The organism is Oceanobacillus sp. FSL W7-1304 (assembly GCF_037969805.1).
Lineage (GTDB): Bacteria > Bacillota > Bacilli > Bacillales > Amphibacillaceae > Oceanobacillus > Oceanobacillus profundus.
Genome location: NZ_CP150211.1, coordinates 1600965 through 1617532, shown reverse-complemented (window position 1 = coordinate 1617532; position 16568 = coordinate 1600965). Strand labels below are relative to the sequence as shown.

Sequence of the window (16568 nt, the reverse complement as noted above, 5' to 3'; positions counted from 1 at the left end):
TCCAATAAATTTAGTATATTAATAACAATTGTACAATTAACATATACTCATTTATACTAAAGATAGAAAATAAATATATATAGAAATAGGGTAAAAGCACGTCATTTACTGCACTATTTTATTCGGGAGGGATAATTTTGACAACGCTATCATTGGAAGTTGAAAAACTTAATAATTTTATTAATGGAGAATGGGTGAATGTAAGTAAAACCCAAGCAGTAATAAATCCGGCAACTGGGGAAGAAATTGTGCAAGTGCCTTTATCTACGGAAGAAGCGGTAAACGAAGCGGTAGCTGCTGCAAAAGCCGCACAAAAGGAATGGGCGCTTGTTCCTGCACCACAACGTGCAGAAGTGCTATACCGTGTTGGCTACATTATGAAAGAACGTAAAGAAAGACTGTCTCAGCTGCTGACTATGGAAAACGGGAAAGTAATTGAAGAAGCTCGCGGTGAGGTGCAAGAGGGTATTGATATGGCGTTTTACATGGCAGGGGAAGGTCGTCGTTTATTTGGTCAGACAACACCTGCTGAGTTGAAGGATAAATTTGCAATGAGTCAACGTGCTCCCGTTGGAGTTGTAGGTATTATCACACCGTGGAATTTTCCGATTGCAATTGCAACATGGAAGTCTTTTCCTGCAATTGTCGCCGGAAATGCAGTTGTTTGGAAACCGGCTACGGAAACACCAATCATGGCATATGAGCTTGCCAAAATTTTTGAGGAAGCTGGCCTGCCTAAAGGGGTTGTCAATGTTGTATTTGGTGCAGGATCTGTCGTTGGAGATGCGATGGTCCATCATGAGGCTATTCGTGTTATTTCCTTTACGGGTTCCAATGATACAGGTCGAAATATTGCAAGTGAATGTGGAAAGCAATTAAAAAAGGTTTCCTTAGAAATGGGTGGGAAGAATGCTGTAATCGTAATGGATGATGCTGATTTAGATCTTGCAGTCGAAGGAATTCTTTGGAGTGCCTTCGGAACGAGTGGTCAGCGATGTACAGCATGCAGTCGGGTTATTGTACATGAAAAAGTAAAACGTACATTGGAAGAGAGACTGCTTGCTGCTATGGATAAGCTGACTATAGGCAATGGACTTGATGAATCAATTAAAGTAGGACCGATCATTAACCAGTCAGGCATTGTTAAAATTAAGCAATATATTGAAATCGGCAGGGAAGAGGGGGCCAAACTGCTTGCGGGAGGCTACGAGCTGACGGAAGATGCACATGAAAATGGCTATTACTTTGCGCCGACCCTGTTCACCAATGCTACGGCAGATATGCGAATTGCTCAAGAAGAAATTTTCGGCCCGGTTGTTTCGATTATCCCCGTTTCCAGCTTTGAAGAAGCAATTGAGGTAAATAATGGTGTGACGTACGGACTGTCCAGCTCGATTTTTACAAACGATGTGAATCGGGTTTTTAAAGCGCAGCGAGATCTCGATACAGGAATTGTCTATGTGAATGCTGGAACCACAGGAGCAGAAATTCACTTGCCGTTTGGAGGAACAAAAGGAACAGGGAATGGTCACCGAGATTCAGGCATTCAAGCATTGGATGTTTTTACAGAATGGAAGGCAATTTACGTGGATTACAGTGGGAAATTACAACGCGCACAAATTGATGTAGAATCATAAGCTATTTATGATGAAGGCTTTTTGAATAGTTATATAGATAGAGGTTGCTTTTACCAGTCTAAGCAGGGAGTGAATCGAATGAAAATAGGTGTATTAGGTTCAGGCTTGATGGGAAAAGAAGCAGTACGTGATTTGGTATCGAGTCCAGGTGTAACACATGTCGGGCTTGCAGATATTGATATCGAGCGGGCGCGGCTCGTAAGTAAGCAGCTGGATACTAAGAAATTAAAAGCATATCAAGTAAATGCGGGTAATAGAGAGGAGCTTGCAGCGTTTATTCGGAAGTTTGATGTGGTTATAAACGCACTATTTTATTCGTTTAATGAAATCGTTGCTAAAACTGCAATTGAGGTAGGGGTCAGCGCAGTAGATTTAGGCGGACATATTGGGCATATGACAGATAAAGTGCTGGGGCTTTCAGATGACGCGAAAACTGCTCAAGTTACACTCATTCCAGATCTTGGTGTAGCTCCTGGGATGATCAATATTTTATCAGGCTATGGTGCAAGCAAGCTTGATCAAGTAAAGTCGATTAAATTATATGTTGGTGGAATTCCTGTAAAGCCAGATCCTCCAATTGAATATAATCATGTATTCTCAATGGAAGGGGTTTTCGATCATTATACAGATCCTTCCCTCATTATTCGTAATGGTATCAAGCAGGAAATCCCTTCATTAACAGAAGTAGAGCAAATTTATTTTGAGCGGTTTGGCCCGTTGGAAGCTTTTCATACATCTGGCGGCACATCAACACTTTCGCTATCTTTTCCGGATATTGAGACACTTGAATACAAAACAATTCGTTATCCCGGTCATGCGGAGAAATTTAAACTGCTTGTTGATTTAAATTTAACGAAGCTAGATTATGAGGTCGAAGTAAATGGTCAGATGATTCGACCGCGCGATGTTTTTCTGAAAGTACTTGATCCCATCGTTGAATTAGGTGAGAAGGAAGATGCAGTCTTATTAAGGGTAATTGTTTCTGGTGAAAAGAATGGGACGGAAGCAACCTATGCATATGAGATGACGACGTATAAGGATCGAAAAACACATGTAACAGCGATGGCTCGAGCGACTGCGAATACAATATCAGTTGTTGCACAGATGATTGGTGATGGAACTATTGCGAAAAAAGGCGTATATCCGCCAGAACAGATTGTCCCTGGCCATACCTATATCGAAGCGATGAAGAAACGCGGTGTAAATATTACAGAAACAGAGTCAATCTTAGAAGCGAATTCAGTAAAGGTAAAGTGAGTGTAATAAGATGAAGGGATTGGACCAATCGTGAATACCATATTTATTGCAGGTCACGCAAGGCTGCCCGCAGGAATGGCAGCTAAAAGTATTTATGACACATTAACTATTACAGCAGAAATTGATAAAAAATATGGTGTTATCGTAGCTGCAAATTGTACTTTAGCCACGGAGCATGGGAGAGAATTTGTTCAACAATTGCTAAGAGGCTACAGCTTGCAGGATGGGATGGAAAAGCCAATTGAAATGGTAAAACAGCATTACTTAGGGAAAGCAGGCAATGCCCTTTCGTCCGCCTTAAATGATTTGTATAAACAATATGTGAATTATATAGAGACAAAATAAGAAGAGGAGATGGTACTGACTGTGTACCATCTTCTTTTATTTAGAATTTATTGAAACTTGATTTTTCCGCTTCTATACAAGTTGCTTATTTATTGGACTGTAATTAGGTGGCTTTTTTTGAACGCTTCTTTTAGTTGAAACATAGGATGTAGAAATAATAATTCTGTTTCTGTTCTACTAACATTCAGTGGGCGGAAGGGAACTCTAACTGAATGAAGTTTTACTTTATAAAAAGAGGTAGGTGGCCAAAATAAAACATAATAAAAAGCATATTGTCTCTACTCGTCGTGTATATGATATGGTCAATACAACTTCCGAATTTCGTATTAAAATTCCTATAAAACCTGCTAGGAAAATCAATAAAGTTGATACTTACCAGTATAATGCATTGTCTGATGGGAAAAGTCTTCTATATACGAATAAAGATGAATTAAAACAATACGGTAATCGCGGGATATTAGATCCAATGAAGGTCTCCTATGTAAATCTCTTTATTAATGGTGTATTACAACCTCCAGTTACCTATGAGATTAAGGAAGGTATATTGCAATTAAAAACAAGTGATGTACCTCCAGAAGGAGCTCCAATTAATTTGCAATTCATTACTATTCACCAATCGTAATCGATTAATTAAGGGGTGGCATAGACCACCCTATTTCAAATGAAGTTATGTTGTAATATCTGTAGTAGAAGTCGTATCGAAGTTGGCTATTTCTAATACGATTGGTGTTTCTGCTACTATGGAGTCTGTACCAGTGGGTACCACAATACTAAGTGATCCTACACCAGTTGCACCAGGCGTATAAGTTGAAATATCCTGCATTTGTAATACACCATTTATATATAGGTTATAGTAACTGTTATTCGCTATTAACTCGGGGAGTTCAACGACTTCAGCACCTAAATCATCAAAGAAATCAGCTGCATCAATTGTTAAAGTGCCTTCTGGTGCAGTATCAGCTACCGTTACATAGAAAAACTTATCAACCGTTGGCGTAACCTCCGTTTCCGTTGTTGCAGAAACAAATAATTTCATAAGCTGTAATGCCATTAGTGTCTCTCCTTCCTATCAATAAATTGTTTCATCATAGTATATGAATAAGAAATCATTCTGCATAGATACGTTCATCATTTCTATGTTGAATGATGTATTTGTACACGTTTTAGAAATAGATAAAAACCCTAGCATTTAATATGCTAGGGGAAATAGATTATTGTTTTTTAAACGCGCTCCTTCTCTCCATCCCAGGCAGGAAGCATTTTATTCAACTGCTTATCTTCCCGATACCCTAATACATATTCTGCCTGCATAATCGTGTGAATTTCTCGAGTTCCCTCATAAATAACCGGTGCTTTCGAATTCCGTAAATAGCGTTCTACTGGATATTCATCGGAATAGCCATAAGCACCGTGGATTTGCACGGCATCATCTGCTGCTTGATTAGCGAAGTCACAGGCCTGCCATTTGGCAAGAGAAGTTTCTCTGGTATTGCGTTTTCCTCGGTTTTTAAGCTCACCTGCACGATAAACAAGCAAACGACTCATTTGATAGCCTGCTTCCATCTTCGCAATCATTTGCTGCACGAGCTGATGTTTTCCAATCTCTTTGCCGAATGTTTCTCGTTCATGGCAGTATTTAACGGAAGCTTCCAGACAAGCCATAATTTGTCCAACAGCACCTGCAGCAACTGTGAAGCGCCCATTATCTAATGCTGACATGGCAATTTTAAATCCTTCTCCTTCTTCGCCCAGCAGATTTTCTTTCGGTACTTTAATATTTTCAAAAAATATTTCACCTGTGTTACCGGATCGGATGCCGTGCTTGCCTTTGATTGCCTTCGATGAGAAACCTTCCCAAGAACGTTCAACAATGAAAGCAGAAATAGCTTTATGCTTTTCGGAACGATCTGCAGTATAAGCAAAAACAATAAAATGATCGGCAATATCACATAGTGAGATCCATGTTTTCTGACCGTTTAAAATATAGTGGTCACCATCTTGTACAGCTGTCGTTTGTAAAGCTGCAACATCCGAACCAGCGCCAGGTTCGGTGAGACCAAATGCACCAATTTTTTCACCTTTTGCCTGTGGTGTAAGGTATTTTTGCTTTTGCTCTTCTGTTCCCCATTGAAGTAATGTCATGCTATTTAACCCCGTATGCACGGAAACAGCTGTACGAAAGGCGGTATCGCCTCGCTCCAGTTCCTCACAAACAATAGCTAATGCGTTATAATCCATTCCACTGCCACCATATGCTTCAGGGATACAGACGCCCATTAGTCCAAGCTCTGCAAGTCTCGTTAGTATGCTTAAGTCAAACTTTCCTTCCCGGTCCCACCCGTCAATGTATGGCATAATTTCTTTGTCTGTAAAGCTTCTTACCGTTTCACGCAGCATCTTCTGTTCATCATTAAATTCAAAATTCATTAGCTCATCTCCTTGTTTACTTATTTTTTACTTCTTTATCGTCTATACGAAATTCCTGATTATGTTCACCAGCATCAGGAGGATGCAGATTGTAAGCGACAGGTGTTCGTGAAAGTTTTAATGGACTTCCAATCATTGTGATAGGACCTGCTGTAGGGTGTTCGTAATCAACGAACATTTCTCGCTCATGCAGTTGTGGGTCATTGCTTACATCTTGTAAATCTTGAATTGGTCCACATGGAATGTTATTTGTATGACATTGTTCTAACCAATATGCCGTCGGCTTTGTTGCAAAAATTTTTTGTAAACGTGAAACAAGCAAATCTCTATGTTTTACCCGGTCTGCATTCTTCTCAAATCTCCGATCGTTACTGAGATGAGGGACATTTAATAGGCTACAGAGCTTTTTAAATTGATTGTCGTTACCAACGGCAACTACCATTTCTCCATCCGCTGTGATGAAGGTCTGGTATGGCACGATATTGGCATGATGATTACCGAGAGCCGAGGGTATTTTCCCGGAAATCAAGTAATTACTTCCGATATTGACCAAGGCGCTGACAGCTGAATCATATAATGAAAGGTCGATTTTCTGACCTTTACCTGAATTGGTTCGCTCAAGCAATGCAGCTTGAATTCCAATACAGGCGTATAGTCCGGTTAAGATATCGGTAATAGCAACTCCCATTTTCTGTGGACCGGATGCTTCTGTGCCCGTAATGCTCATTAATCCACTCATTGCTTGGATAATGAAGTCATAACCTGGTAAATGTTTGTATGGGCCGGTCTCCCCAAAACCGGTAATAGAGCAGTAAACGATGGAAGGATTCAATTGTGCGACGGTTTCATAATCGAGTCCGAAGCGCTCCATCGTCCCGGCTTTAAAATTGTTCATGATTACATCTGATTCGGCTATTATTTTTTTTATCTGATCAATTCCTTCTTTTGTTTTCAAATCCACGGTAATGCTCTTTTTATTACGATTAGCACATAGGTAGTAAGCGCTGACGCTGTTTTGAAAAGGGGGGCCCCATCCGCGTGTTTCGTCACTTCCACCGGGTGCCTCGACTTTGATTACTTCTGCACCAAGATCGCCGAGAATCATTGAGCAATAAGGACCTGCAAGCACCCTTGATAGATCGAGAATTTTAATGTTGTTTAATGCACCAGTCATGTAGTTCCTCCTTTCTCATGTTATAAAAAAAGCCAGCCCAAACAAATGCAGGATTGCTGCAATTTTGTTCGAACTGGCTTTTGTTTGTTGGAACATACCTGATTATAGGAATGTGAACAAATTAGGCAGTTATGGAAATTCAATTTAATGTAGAATAACGTGGCATACGTTTTTCACAGTATTATTAATAAGTATACTTTATTCTGAAAAATATGTAAATAGATATTGGCTGTTGACTAAAAAATAGTATAAAAAGCTAACCTCAAAGATATTCTCTTTGAAGCCAGCTTTTATTCATGAAGCGCTATAAACATAGCAAGTCTGCTTTTGTTTCTTATTTCGCTGCTTTTTGTAGTTTTGTAATCATCTTTATAGCACGTCCAGTACCGATGGCTACCGATTCAAGCGGGTTTGGAGCCATATGAACTGGTACACTAATTTCATTAGCAAGCCATTCCTGCATTCCATTTAAAAGGGAGCCTCCACCTGTTAAGACAATGCCATGGTCAACAATATCTCCACTTAACTCTGGAGGGCAATCCTCTAATGTAGCGCGAATTGCTTCTAGTATTTGCTCTAGAGATTCTTTAATCGCATTATAAATTTCAGTAGACGTTATTTCAATCGTTTTAGGCAAACCAGTTACCATATCACGACCGCGAATATCCATCGTGACTTCCTTATGATTCGGGTGTGCATAACCGATTTCCATTTTAATATTTTCTGCAGTGCGTTCACCAATTAAAATATTATACGTTTTGCGGATATGCTGTACGATTTCATCATCCATTTTGTCTCCGGCAGTGCGTACTGAATTACAAGAGACAACTCCTCCGAAGGAAATAATACCTACCTCAGAAGTTCCTCCACCAATATCAACGACTACATTGGCAATTGGTTCATCAACGGGTAAATCTGCACCAATTGCAGCTGCAACAGGCTCTTCAATTAAATGCACATGCTTTGCACCATAGCTTGTTACCGCATTATGAATTGCACGTCTTTCAACTGTCGTACTACCTGAAGGAGTACAAACGACAACAGTTGGTTTGCGCATAGACATCCCAAGCGTTTTACTTACTTTTTTCAATAGTTCCCTTAGCATTTGGGCAGTAACATCATAGTCCGCAATCACACCATCCCGTAAAGGGCGGATAGGTACAATGTTTTTCGGTGTTTTACCGACCATTTCTTTTGCTTCCGCACCAACTGCTACAACTTTTTTTGTTTCAATATCGATTGCCACAACAGATGGCTCGTTTAAAACGATTCCTTTTGTTTTTGAATAGACAAGTATATTTGCTGTTCCAAGATCAATTCCGATTTCCGCGTTTGAAAACATAATAGGTTCCTCCAATGATGACAATTTATTGTATCGTAGATTAAGGGGCAGTATTCCCGTTGTTTATAAGTTCAAATTTATATGATAGGGGTTCTGCCCCTAAAAGCTGTTTCGTTCTATCAGAATCATTCTGATAGAAGTATCGCATTTGTTTTTAATTGAGAAGTTTTAATAGTTATGTACATATAACAGCATAAACTTCCGATGCTAGTGTAAAGTGCTTATTGAAGTATATATAAATAGGATATGACTATTTCAAATTATATACCCGAATTTAGTTTAAATATTGCATCCATAATTTAATCGTAAAATGCATTTGTTAAATTAAATAGAGATAAAGTTTTCACTATCCTATCTACTATAATAAAGAACGTTACTCTTAAAATTAAAACATTTAGTGGGGGAAATGCAAGTGACAGTTTGTTTACAAATCATTGCAACCTGTAATATAAACCCTTTATTTAAAAGGTGTCAACCGTAAAATTGTACTAATTTTTTCCTGTATGTTGAACTTTTACCTGTTTAGTCGAATTTAGGGATTTAGAACTTTTCTATGGAATACAAGGTTTCGAGTTTAATAGGTAAATTTATCGATAACTATTTTTCTAGTTTGGAAAAGCTTTCCTTAAATATTACAAAAATCCCGTGCTATGATGATTTTGCAAGAAACAACAAAACCAAAGGAGAGTGTAACAAAGATGTTTAAAAAAGTAGGAATCGCTACTGCATTATCAACTGCGCTATTACTTGGCGGAGCATTTACATCTACTGCTGATGCGTCAGCAAATCAAGATCAATCAACTAACCCTTCATATAAAGTCTATTATTCAGTAAATGGACAAACGGGAAATGTATCAGAGGGAGATATCCAAGGCCTTATTAATAAGGTATTGAATGGCGAGCTTGATTGGAAAAATATAGACTGGAAATCCATTCCTGCAAAAGAACAAAATCAAAAGCAAGCTGATGCTCCTGCAAAACAAGAAGCATCAGAACAAGCTGAAACGCCAGCAAAACAAGAAGCGCCAGCAAAAGAGAAAGCTCCAGCTAAAGAACAAGAGCAGGAAGCTGCAACACCTGTACAGCAACCAGCTCAAAAAGAAGAGCAATCTAACCAAAATCAAGAAACTTCACAGCAATTAAGTCAGTTTGAACAAGAAGTAGTAGAGTTAACAAACCAAGAAAGAGCAAAACAAGGTTTAAGTCCATTGGAAGTTGACACAGAATTAAGTAAAGTAGCTCGCGAAAAATCCCGTGATATGGCAACAAGCAACTACTTTGATCACAACAGCCCGAACCATGGTTCACCGTTTGACATGATGAAGAGCTACGGTATCTCTTACCGTACAGCTGGAGAGAACATTGCTAAAGGGCAACAAACTCCAGAAGAAGTTGTGAATGCGTGGATGAATAGTGAAGGTCACCGTGCAAACATCCTAAATGGTGAGTATACTCACATTGGGGTAGGTTATGTAGAGCAAGGTAACCACTGGACACAGCAATTCATCGGAAAATAATATAGTATTAGGGACTAGCTTTTAGCTGGTCTCTTTTTTTTAGGCTTAAAAACGGATGTGCACAATTTATCACGCTTAAAACAATAGGATGGATGCTTCATATTCAATCGTGTAACTAATTCTTTCTTGCAGTATAGTAGAAACTATATGAAAAGCTGTTATTATAAAAGCTATATAGTAGCACGTTTTAGGGTATACATAGATACAAACTTGTTTGGATGCACATACTGTTAATGAGGTGGGTAATGATGGTACAAGGATCTGTTAACTTAAACACAGAATTGTCGAAGGAATGGCTTCAGGATTATGTTGACAGTTGGATTAATTTTTATAAAAAGCAAACAGTTGATGGTGAAGTTGCTACGTATATACCGATTTTGGCAGAGGCTGATCAACACGCACTAGGCATATCGATTATTGGAAAAAATGGTGTTACGATTAAATCAGGTGATACAGAAGAAAAATTTACAATCCAAAGTATTTCCAAAGTATTGACCTTTATTGCTGCCTGTATGGATAGGGGACTTTCCTATGTATTAAATAGAGTGGATGTGGAGCCTACTGGTGAAGCGTTTAATTCTATTATGCATCTCGAAATGAAGCAGCCGAAGAAGCCGTTTAATCCATTAGTTAATTCTGGAGCAATTACCGTATCTTCGCTATTAAGTGGTAAAACATCGGATCAGAAACTAGATTCACTTTTTGTTCTAATGGAAAAAATGATTGGCTATCGACCGCAAGTAAATGTAGATGCATATGAATCAGAACGTGATACATCGATGAGAAATCGATCAATCGGTTACTATTTATTAGAGGGCGGCTATTTGGAATCTGATCTTGGAATTACGTTGGAGACATATTTTAAACAATGTTCGATAGAGATAACAACAAGTGATTTAGCAAAAATCGGATTAGTCCTCTCCAATGATGGACGTGATCCAAATACAGAAGAAGAAATTATACCACGATCAGTTGCGCGTTTAGTAAAAGCATTGATGCTTACGTGTGGAATGTATGATGCTTCAGGGAAATTCGCTGCATATGTTGGTATTCCTGCCAAAAGTGGTGTATCCGGTGGAATTGTAGCAGTCGTTCCACCACGAGTAAGGGATGAGGAACTTCCGTTTTTAGATGGATGTGGCATCGGCGTTTTTGGACCTGCTCTTGATCTGCAGGGGAATAGTATTGGTGGTATTAAATTGTTGAGGCACATCGCTAATCAGTGGGATTTAAGTTTGTTTTAAGAACAAAGGTGCAAGTGCCGAGTCAGAGACACGGAGACGAGGGAAGTCTTACTGTAGTTTTAACGCTTTGTGGACATGTGAGAACCGGGGATATTCGAATGAACGAATATCCCCGGTTCACGTACAGATCCAGCTTCAGAGCACAGCGACTTGGCGCTTCCGCTTTTGTACTTTAAGCAGATTTCGATTTCGCAGCTCTTTCTTGCTTTTTTTCTTCTTTCGCTATTTTCAGGAATCGTTTTGTTTCATAAGCTACGACGCCAGATAGCCCGAGGAGTCCGATTAAGTTAGGTATCGCCATTAATGCATTAAAAATGTCTGAAAATAGCCACACGATATCAATAACTGTAGTTGCACCAAAGAAAACAGCAACAACCCATACAAACCGATAGATTGTAATTGCCTTTGGACTCTTGAATAAATAGTTAAGGCACTTTTCCCCGTAATAGGACCAGGCAATAACCGTAGAATAAGCAAATAGGATTGTCGTGATACTTACAATTAAGACTCCAGGCGTTCCTAAGAAAACACCAAAGGACTCACCAGTTAAGGCACCACCTGCTACACCAGTTTGGTGCAGATCTGCCATAACAATCGTAATTCCAGTGATACTGCAAACAATGATTGTATCGATAAATACCTGTGTCATTGAAACGAGGCCTTGTCTTCCTGGGTAGTCTGTTTTTGCTGCAGCAGCTGCAATGGGAGCAGAACCAAGACCTGCTTCGTTTGAGAAAATCCCACGTGCAACTCCGTATCGGATAACCGTACCTAGGATACCACCACCGACAGCACTTGCAGTAAATGCATCTGTTAGGATGAGGTTAATAGCGGCTGGAACAATATCAAAGTTAAGCGTCATGATAATTAAGCCACCGATAATATAAAATACAGCCATGATTGGTACAAAGAAAGCAGTTACACGTCCAATACTTTTAATTCCACCGAGAATAACCAATGCAGTAACAATAGCAAGAATAATTCCAGTAACCCATGTTGGAATGTTAAATGAATTTTCAGCAGCAGCGGACACGGCGTTTGTTTGTACCATGTTACCAATTCCGAATGCTGCAATTGATCCAAAAATCGCAAATGCAACAGCTAGCCATTTTAATTTTAAGCCTCTTTCAAGGTAGTACATCGGTCCCCCGGACATTTGTCCGTCCTCACCTTTGACCCTGTACTTTACAGCCAGCACGGCTTCCGCGTATTTTGTTGCCATACCAAAAATCGCCATGACCCACATCCAAAATACAGCTCCTGGCCCCCCGGCAATAACAGCTGTAGCTACCCCTACAATGTTACCAGTCCCAATTGTTGCCGCCATTTGCGTGGTTAAGGCTTGATAATGGGAAATATCTCCATCTGACAACTTATCTTGCTTTTTGCGACTGAATGCGTTTAATAACGCTGTTGGTAACGCAAGAATTTGCACAAAGCCAAGTCTGAAAGTTAAATAGATCCCTGTTCCAACTATAAGAATTAATAATGGCGGTCCCCAAACAAACGCACTTACTTGTTCTAAAAAACCTATCATTGAATCATCCCCCTTAATTACTTATACTTACTAATATTTCGAAAATTGGATGAGTTGTCAAGAGGAAATAAAAGTTATTTTAGTCTGCAAAAACTTCTGAACTACTTAAACGCTATAAAATCGATTGACAAAATCCCTAGTTAATAATGATTTATCGAAAGGGTTCGACATAATAAAACAAAAAATCATCCATTCCTATTTATAATTTTTTGCTTATGAACCACTATATTGCTTATAATAGAAAATGGAGAAGGGAGTTATCATCATGGACATTCGTGTACTATTTGTTTGTTTAGGTAATATTTGCAGGTCGCCAATGGCAGAAGCTATTTTTCGTGATTTAGTGGAAAAAGAAGGACTTTCTGATAGAATTAAGGTGGATTCAGGGGGGACTGGTGATTGGCATGTTGGAAATGTACCACATGAAGGAACAAGAAAATTATTAGACCGTGAAGCAGTTTCGTATGAGGGCATGTTCGCACGACAAGTGAAGGAACAGGATTGGGATGACTTTGATTACATTATTGCAATGGATGATCAGAACATAGCTAATCTGAACAAGATCCGAAAGGTGCTGGATGACTCGGTAACAGTCGCGAAATTAATGGATTTTGTCGAAAACCCAGAGGATGTAAACGTTCCGGATCCATATTATACGGGGAATTTTGAATACACCTATCAGTTAGTTTTAACAGGTTGTGTTCATTTACTAAAATCTATAAAGCATACATACCATATTGTTTAAAGGAGAGAATGAAAATGGGAAAACGTAGAATCATTTTAAGTATGACTATTGGGGCTGTAGTAGGTGGGGCTGTCGCTTTATTCGACAAAAATACGAGAAGCTATGCGAAAGGAAGATTTGACGCAGCGAAATCATGCTCATCTCACTTTATTAGTAACCCTTCTGAAGCAATTCATAGCTTGCGTAATACCTTTGATGAATTAAATCAAACGATTGCAAGTGGTGCAGAGAATGCAATCAATGCTTTAGAGCAAGTAGAATCAACGCTAGAAAAGGTTACGAATAAAAAAGGGTTAAACTAAATATAGTAAAGTAGAAGAACGTATTGAAAATGATTTACTATATTTAATTTATGGGAGCGAGTGAACGTGAAAAAAATACTAATTCTTGGGAAGCAGTTCTATCAGCGCGTCGAAAATGTGGATGTGTTTGGTCTTGCTGCACAGTTAGCATATTTTTTTCTGTTGTCACTGTTCCCATTTTTATTATTTCTATTAAATTTAATTGGATATTTACCGCTTGATGCTCAAGTAATTTTAGATACGATTGCAACCTATGCGCCCCCGCAAGTAATGGAATTGATCAATAATAATATTGGTCAAATGCTCAACCAGCAAAATGGTGGTCTGCTTTCTATTGGGATTATCGGTACACTTTGGGCTGCTTCGAATGGGGTTAACGCCATAACCAAAGCATTTAATCGAGCGTATGAAATCGAGAATAACCGTTCTTTCTTTTTTGGGAGACTAATCGCGATATTACTAACCATTGCCATCGTAATTGTCATTATCATCGCATTAATTTTACCGGTTTTTGGAAGAATGATTGGCTTGTATTTGTTTTCCATATTTGGTTTATCAGAAGACTTTTTGCAAACCTGGGAAACATTTCGCTGGGGTATTTCTTCTGCGATCTTCTTTATTGTGCTTCTCTTTCTCTATAAATTAGCACCTCATAAACGGATATACTTTAAAACTGTTATTATAGGTACTGCATTCGCTACGATAAGCTGGCAGTTCGTATCATGGGTATTTTCCTTCTATGTCATTACGATTGGTGATTACTCTGCTACATACGGAAGTCTAGGGGTAGTCATTATACTGATGTTCTGGTTTTATCTATTTGGCATCATTATTATTCTTGGTGGTGTATTAAACGCATTTATAGAAAAAGTATATAGACGCCCATGATCGGTGAAAGAAAATAGCTACCCCCTAAAAGGCAGCTATTTCAGTAAACGCAAACTATTTAAAATAACGAGGATAGTGCTCCCTTCATGACCAATAACACCGAGTGGTAAATCAATAATTTGAAAGTAATTTGTAAGAACAAGCAACAAAATGATGCTTAAAGAAAAGATGATATTCTGTTTAATAACACGATTCATTCGTTTGGATACTTGAATTGCGTTTGTGATTTTTGTTAGGTCATTTTTCATCAATACCATATCTGCTGTATCGAGTGCGATGTCTGTTCCTTCTCCCATTGCAATACTTACATTGGCATTCGCTAAAGCAGGAGCGTCATTAATGCCATCTCCGACCATTGCCACCGTTTTGTATTGCTTCCTAAACGATTTGACGTATTCGACTTTATCCTGTGGAAGACAATTGGCCTTGTATTGGTTTATGCCAACTTCCCCGGCAACAGCTTTAGCCGTCAATTCATTGTCACCAGTAAGCATAATCGTTTCAATGCCATTTGACTTTAAGTTATGAATCGCTTCTTTTGCTGATTCTCTTGTCGTGTCTTTTAGGATAAACATACCGATAATTCGCTCATTTATTTGAATGAAGGTAGATGTTTTTTCAGCAGTGGATTGTTTGTCTGCGTATTGTTGTTGAAAGGCCACTGTTAACTCTTTTCCTACAAAGTCTGCTTTACCAATTCTCCACTCATTACTTCCTACTGTAGCGATAATTCCTTTTCCACTAATATTTTTTAGATGCTTAATCTCAAAAGTAGGAGCTAGGACTCCAGCTTTATCCAAACAATACGCAGTTATCGATTTGGCAATAGGGTGTGTCGATTCTTTTTCAATAGCCCCGATAATAGACAAGATTTCCTTTTCATTAACAGCTTCGTCCATATATACATTTGTTACGGCTGGCTTCCCTTTGGTAAGTGTCCCTGTTTTATCCAATGCAATAGCTTGGATGTTGCTTAAATTTTCAAGGTGTACGCCACCTTTAAAAAGAATCCCTTTCCTTGCAGCATTCGATATAGCGGATAAGGTTGCAGGTGAGATGGAAGCTACGAGTGCACAAGGAGAAGCTACAACTAGTAACACCATTGCCCGGTAAATACTGTCAGAAAGTGTCCAGTTAAATAAAAGATATGGAAGAAACATCATAATAGCTACAATTGCTAGCACTCCATATACGTATGTGCTCTCGAACTTTTCAATAAACAACTGTGAGGTTGATTTCTCCTCTTGTGCAGATTGGACAAGCTGGATAATTTTTTGGAATAAGGTTTCATTTGGTTTTGTTGTAATCTTTATTGTTAATGTACCATCTAGGGCTACAGTGCCTGCGTACACATCATGCTGATTTTGTCTGTAGATAGGCAGTGATTCACCAGTAATCGTGCTTTCATCAATCGTAGAAGCACCCTTAACGATAACTCCATCAGCTGGAATGCGTTCGCCAGCCCTTACGAGAATAGTATCGCCAATTTTCAGCTGGGAAACAGGTATTGTCGTTTCTCGTTTGTCTTGCAAGAGTAAAGCCTCTTCAGGTTGTAATTCCATTAATGATGAGATTGCTCGATTGCTTTTATTCATCGAATAGGTTTCAAGAGCACCAGACAATGCAAAAATAAAAATTAAAATAGCGGCTTCTGTCCAATAACCGATTGTGATTGCTCCAATTGCGGCAAGAATCATTAAGATTTCTACATTTAATTTCTTTGTTTGAATCGTTTCTGTGATGCCTTCCTTCGCTTTCGCATATCCACCAATTGCAAATGCAAATCCATGAAGCGTAAACCAAAGAACAGAGGTTAATTGATCTTTAAAAATCCATGCTAGGAGTAGTAGGAGCCCGCTAATTAGCGCAGCAATTAATTCGTGATGCTCATAAATAGCTACTGTTTTTAACTTGGAAATTGGAGTCTTCCAAGTTGTACGTTTCATTTCTAAAGTATCAGTAGACATGACAGTTACCTCCTTTTAATAATGTTTACCTTTTTATAATAATTCTAATTAGATATTTATTATTATATCAGCAAAGAGGCAAGAGTCAATATAAATTTTGCAAATAATAAACTTTCCTTTTTTACATGTACAACTAAGCCATTCACCAAAGTTTTAGGTGCATGGCTAGTTTTCTAAAAATAAATT

15 protein-coding genes are annotated in these 16568 nt (G+C 38.7%); 9 read left to right on the top strand and 6 right to left on the bottom strand.

Annotated features, from left to right (window positions below; translation table 11 throughout):
- Positions 1-137 precede the first annotated feature (137 nt).
- The 4 genes from NYE61_RS08135 (at position 138) to NYE61_RS08120 (ending at position 3861) form a co-directional block, all read left to right on the top strand.
- Positions 138-1637, top strand: coding sequence for an aldehyde dehydrogenase family protein (locus NYE61_RS08135; RefSeq protein WP_303447636.1), 1500 nt, complete (start codon positions 138-140; stop codon positions 1635-1637).
- Positions 1638-1715: 78 nt separating this feature from the next.
- A complete protein-coding gene (locus NYE61_RS08130) occupies positions 1716-2894 on the top strand; it encodes a saccharopine dehydrogenase C-terminal domain-containing protein (protein WP_095313689.1) in 1179 nt (392 codons plus the stop codon).
- A 30-nt stretch (positions 2895-2924) separates the two neighbouring features.
- Positions 2925-3239 carry a DUF3870 domain-containing protein gene (locus tag NYE61_RS08125; RefSeq protein ID WP_095313687.1) on the top strand — a complete coding sequence of 105 codons (315 nt, stop codon included), beginning with the start codon at positions 2925-2927 and terminating at the stop codon, positions 3237-3239.
- A gap of 241 nt (positions 3240-3480) precedes the next feature.
- On the top strand, positions 3481-3861 hold the full coding sequence (locus NYE61_RS08120; protein ID WP_316246672.1) for a DUF4183 domain-containing protein: 381 nt from the start codon (positions 3481-3483) through the stop codon (positions 3859-3861).
- A 45-nt stretch (positions 3862-3906) separates the two neighbouring features.
- Here NYE61_RS08120 and NYE61_RS08115 read toward each other — a convergent pair whose 3' ends face one another.
- From NYE61_RS08115 to mreBH, 4 genes are all read right to left on the bottom strand, one after another.
- A complete protein-coding gene (locus NYE61_RS08115) occupies positions 3907-4290 on the bottom strand; it encodes a DUF4183 domain-containing protein (protein ID WP_095313685.1) in 384 nt (127 codons plus the stop codon).
- A 170-nt stretch (positions 4291-4460) separates the two neighbouring features.
- The gene (locus NYE61_RS08110) at positions 4461-5666 is read right to left on the bottom strand and encodes an acyl-CoA dehydrogenase family protein (protein WP_303447635.1); all 1206 of its coding nucleotides are present in this window, start codon (positions 5664-5666) and stop codon (positions 4461-4463) included.
- A 16-nt stretch (positions 5667-5682) separates the two neighbouring features.
- Positions 5683-6840 carry a CoA transferase gene (locus tag NYE61_RS08105; RefSeq protein WP_339317277.1) on the bottom strand — a complete coding sequence of 386 codons (1158 nt, stop codon included), beginning with the start codon at positions 6838-6840 and terminating at the stop codon, positions 5683-5685.
- Positions 6841-7174: 334 nt separating this feature from the next.
- Complete coding sequence (gene mreBH / locus NYE61_RS08100; RefSeq protein ID WP_303447633.1) at positions 7175-8182, bottom strand: rod-share determining protein MreBH; 1008 nt, start codon at positions 8180-8182, stop codon at positions 7175-7177.
- A gap of 698 nt (positions 8183-8880) precedes the next feature.
- On the opposite strand from mreBH, the gene NYE61_RS08095 reads away from it, so the two are divergent.
- Both NYE61_RS08095 and NYE61_RS08090 read left to right on the top strand, forming a co-directional pair.
- Complete coding sequence (locus NYE61_RS08095; protein WP_095313680.1) at positions 8881-9699, top strand: CAP domain-containing protein; 819 nt, start codon at positions 8881-8883, stop codon at positions 9697-9699.
- Between the two features lie 248 nt (positions 9700-9947).
- Positions 9948-10943, top strand: a complete 996-nt coding sequence (locus NYE61_RS08090; protein ID WP_303447632.1) for a glutaminase — start codon at positions 9948-9950, stop codon at positions 10941-10943.
- Positions 10944-11115: 172 nt separating this feature from the next.
- Here the strand turns inward: NYE61_RS08090 and NYE61_RS08085 are convergent, their stop codons facing one another.
- Positions 11116-12480, bottom strand: a complete 1365-nt coding sequence (locus NYE61_RS08085) for a sodium:alanine symporter family protein (protein WP_303447631.1) — start codon at positions 12478-12480, stop codon at positions 11116-11118.
- A gap of 265 nt (positions 12481-12745) precedes the next feature.
- Between NYE61_RS08085 and NYE61_RS08080 the strand changes: the two genes are divergently transcribed.
- The 3 genes from NYE61_RS08080 (at position 12746) to NYE61_RS08070 (ending at position 14415) form a co-directional block, all read left to right on the top strand.
- Positions 12746-13225 (top strand): low molecular weight protein-tyrosine-phosphatase, encoded by a 480-nt coding sequence (locus NYE61_RS08080; RefSeq protein ID WP_095313676.1) that lies wholly within the window; start codon positions 12746-12748, stop codon positions 13223-13225.
- Positions 13226-13239: 14 nt separating this feature from the next.
- Entirely contained in the window at positions 13240-13527 is a 288-nt protein-coding gene (locus NYE61_RS08075; protein ID WP_095313674.1) for a YtxH domain-containing protein, read from the top strand.
- A gap of 66 nt (positions 13528-13593) precedes the next feature.
- Positions 13594-14415 (top strand): YihY/virulence factor BrkB family protein, encoded by an 822-nt coding sequence (locus tag NYE61_RS08070; protein WP_095313673.1) that lies wholly within the window; start codon positions 13594-13596, stop codon positions 14413-14415.
- A 35-nt stretch (positions 14416-14450) separates the two neighbouring features.
- Here the strand turns inward: NYE61_RS08070 and NYE61_RS08065 are convergent, their stop codons facing one another.
- Positions 14451-16382 carry a heavy metal translocating P-type ATPase gene (locus NYE61_RS08065; RefSeq protein WP_303447630.1) on the bottom strand — a complete coding sequence of 644 codons (1932 nt, stop codon included), beginning with the start codon at positions 16380-16382 and terminating at the stop codon, positions 14451-14453.
- Positions 16383-16568: the final 186 nt, after the last annotated feature.

What these genes read in the sequence shown, in the direction of transcription:
- NYE61_RS08105 (WP_339317277.1), bottom strand. Translation starts at nt 6,840, where the DNA reads ATGACTGGTGCATTAAACAACATTAAAATTCTCGATCTATCAAGGGTG.
- NYE61_RS08130 (WP_095313689.1), top strand. Translation starts at nt 1,716, where the DNA reads ATGAAAATAGGTGTATTAGGTTCAGGCTTGATGGGAAAAGAAGCAGTA.
- NYE61_RS08110 (WP_303447635.1), bottom strand. Translation starts at nt 5,666, where the DNA reads ATGAATTTTGAATTTAATGATGAACAGAAGATGCTGCGTGAAACGGTA.
- mreBH (WP_303447633.1), bottom strand. Translation starts at nt 8,182, where the DNA reads ATGTTTTCAAACGCGGAAATCGGAATTGATCTTGGAACAGCAAATATA.
- NYE61_RS08115 (WP_095313685.1), bottom strand. Translation starts at nt 4,290, where the DNA reads ATGGCATTACAGCTTATGAAATTATTTGTTTCTGCAACAACGGAAACG.
- NYE61_RS08080 (WP_095313676.1), top strand. Translation starts at nt 12,746, where the DNA reads ATGGACATTCGTGTACTATTTGTTTGTTTAGGTAATATTTGCAGGTCG.
- NYE61_RS08065 (WP_303447630.1), bottom strand. Translation starts at nt 16,382, where the DNA reads ATGTCTACTGATACTTTAGAAATGAAACGTACAACTTGGAAGACTCCA.
- NYE61_RS08085 (WP_303447631.1), bottom strand. Translation starts at nt 12,480, where the DNA reads ATGATAGGTTTTTTAGAACAAGTAAGTGCGTTTGTTTGGGGACCGCCA.
- NYE61_RS08075 (WP_095313674.1), top strand. Translation starts at nt 13,240, where the DNA reads ATGGGAAAACGTAGAATCATTTTAAGTATGACTATTGGGGCTGTAGTA.
- NYE61_RS08095 (WP_095313680.1), top strand. Translation starts at nt 8,881, where the DNA reads ATGTTTAAAAAAGTAGGAATCGCTACTGCATTATCAACTGCGCTATTA.
- NYE61_RS08090 (WP_303447632.1), top strand. Translation starts at nt 9,948, where the DNA reads ATGGTACAAGGATCTGTTAACTTAAACACAGAATTGTCGAAGGAATGG.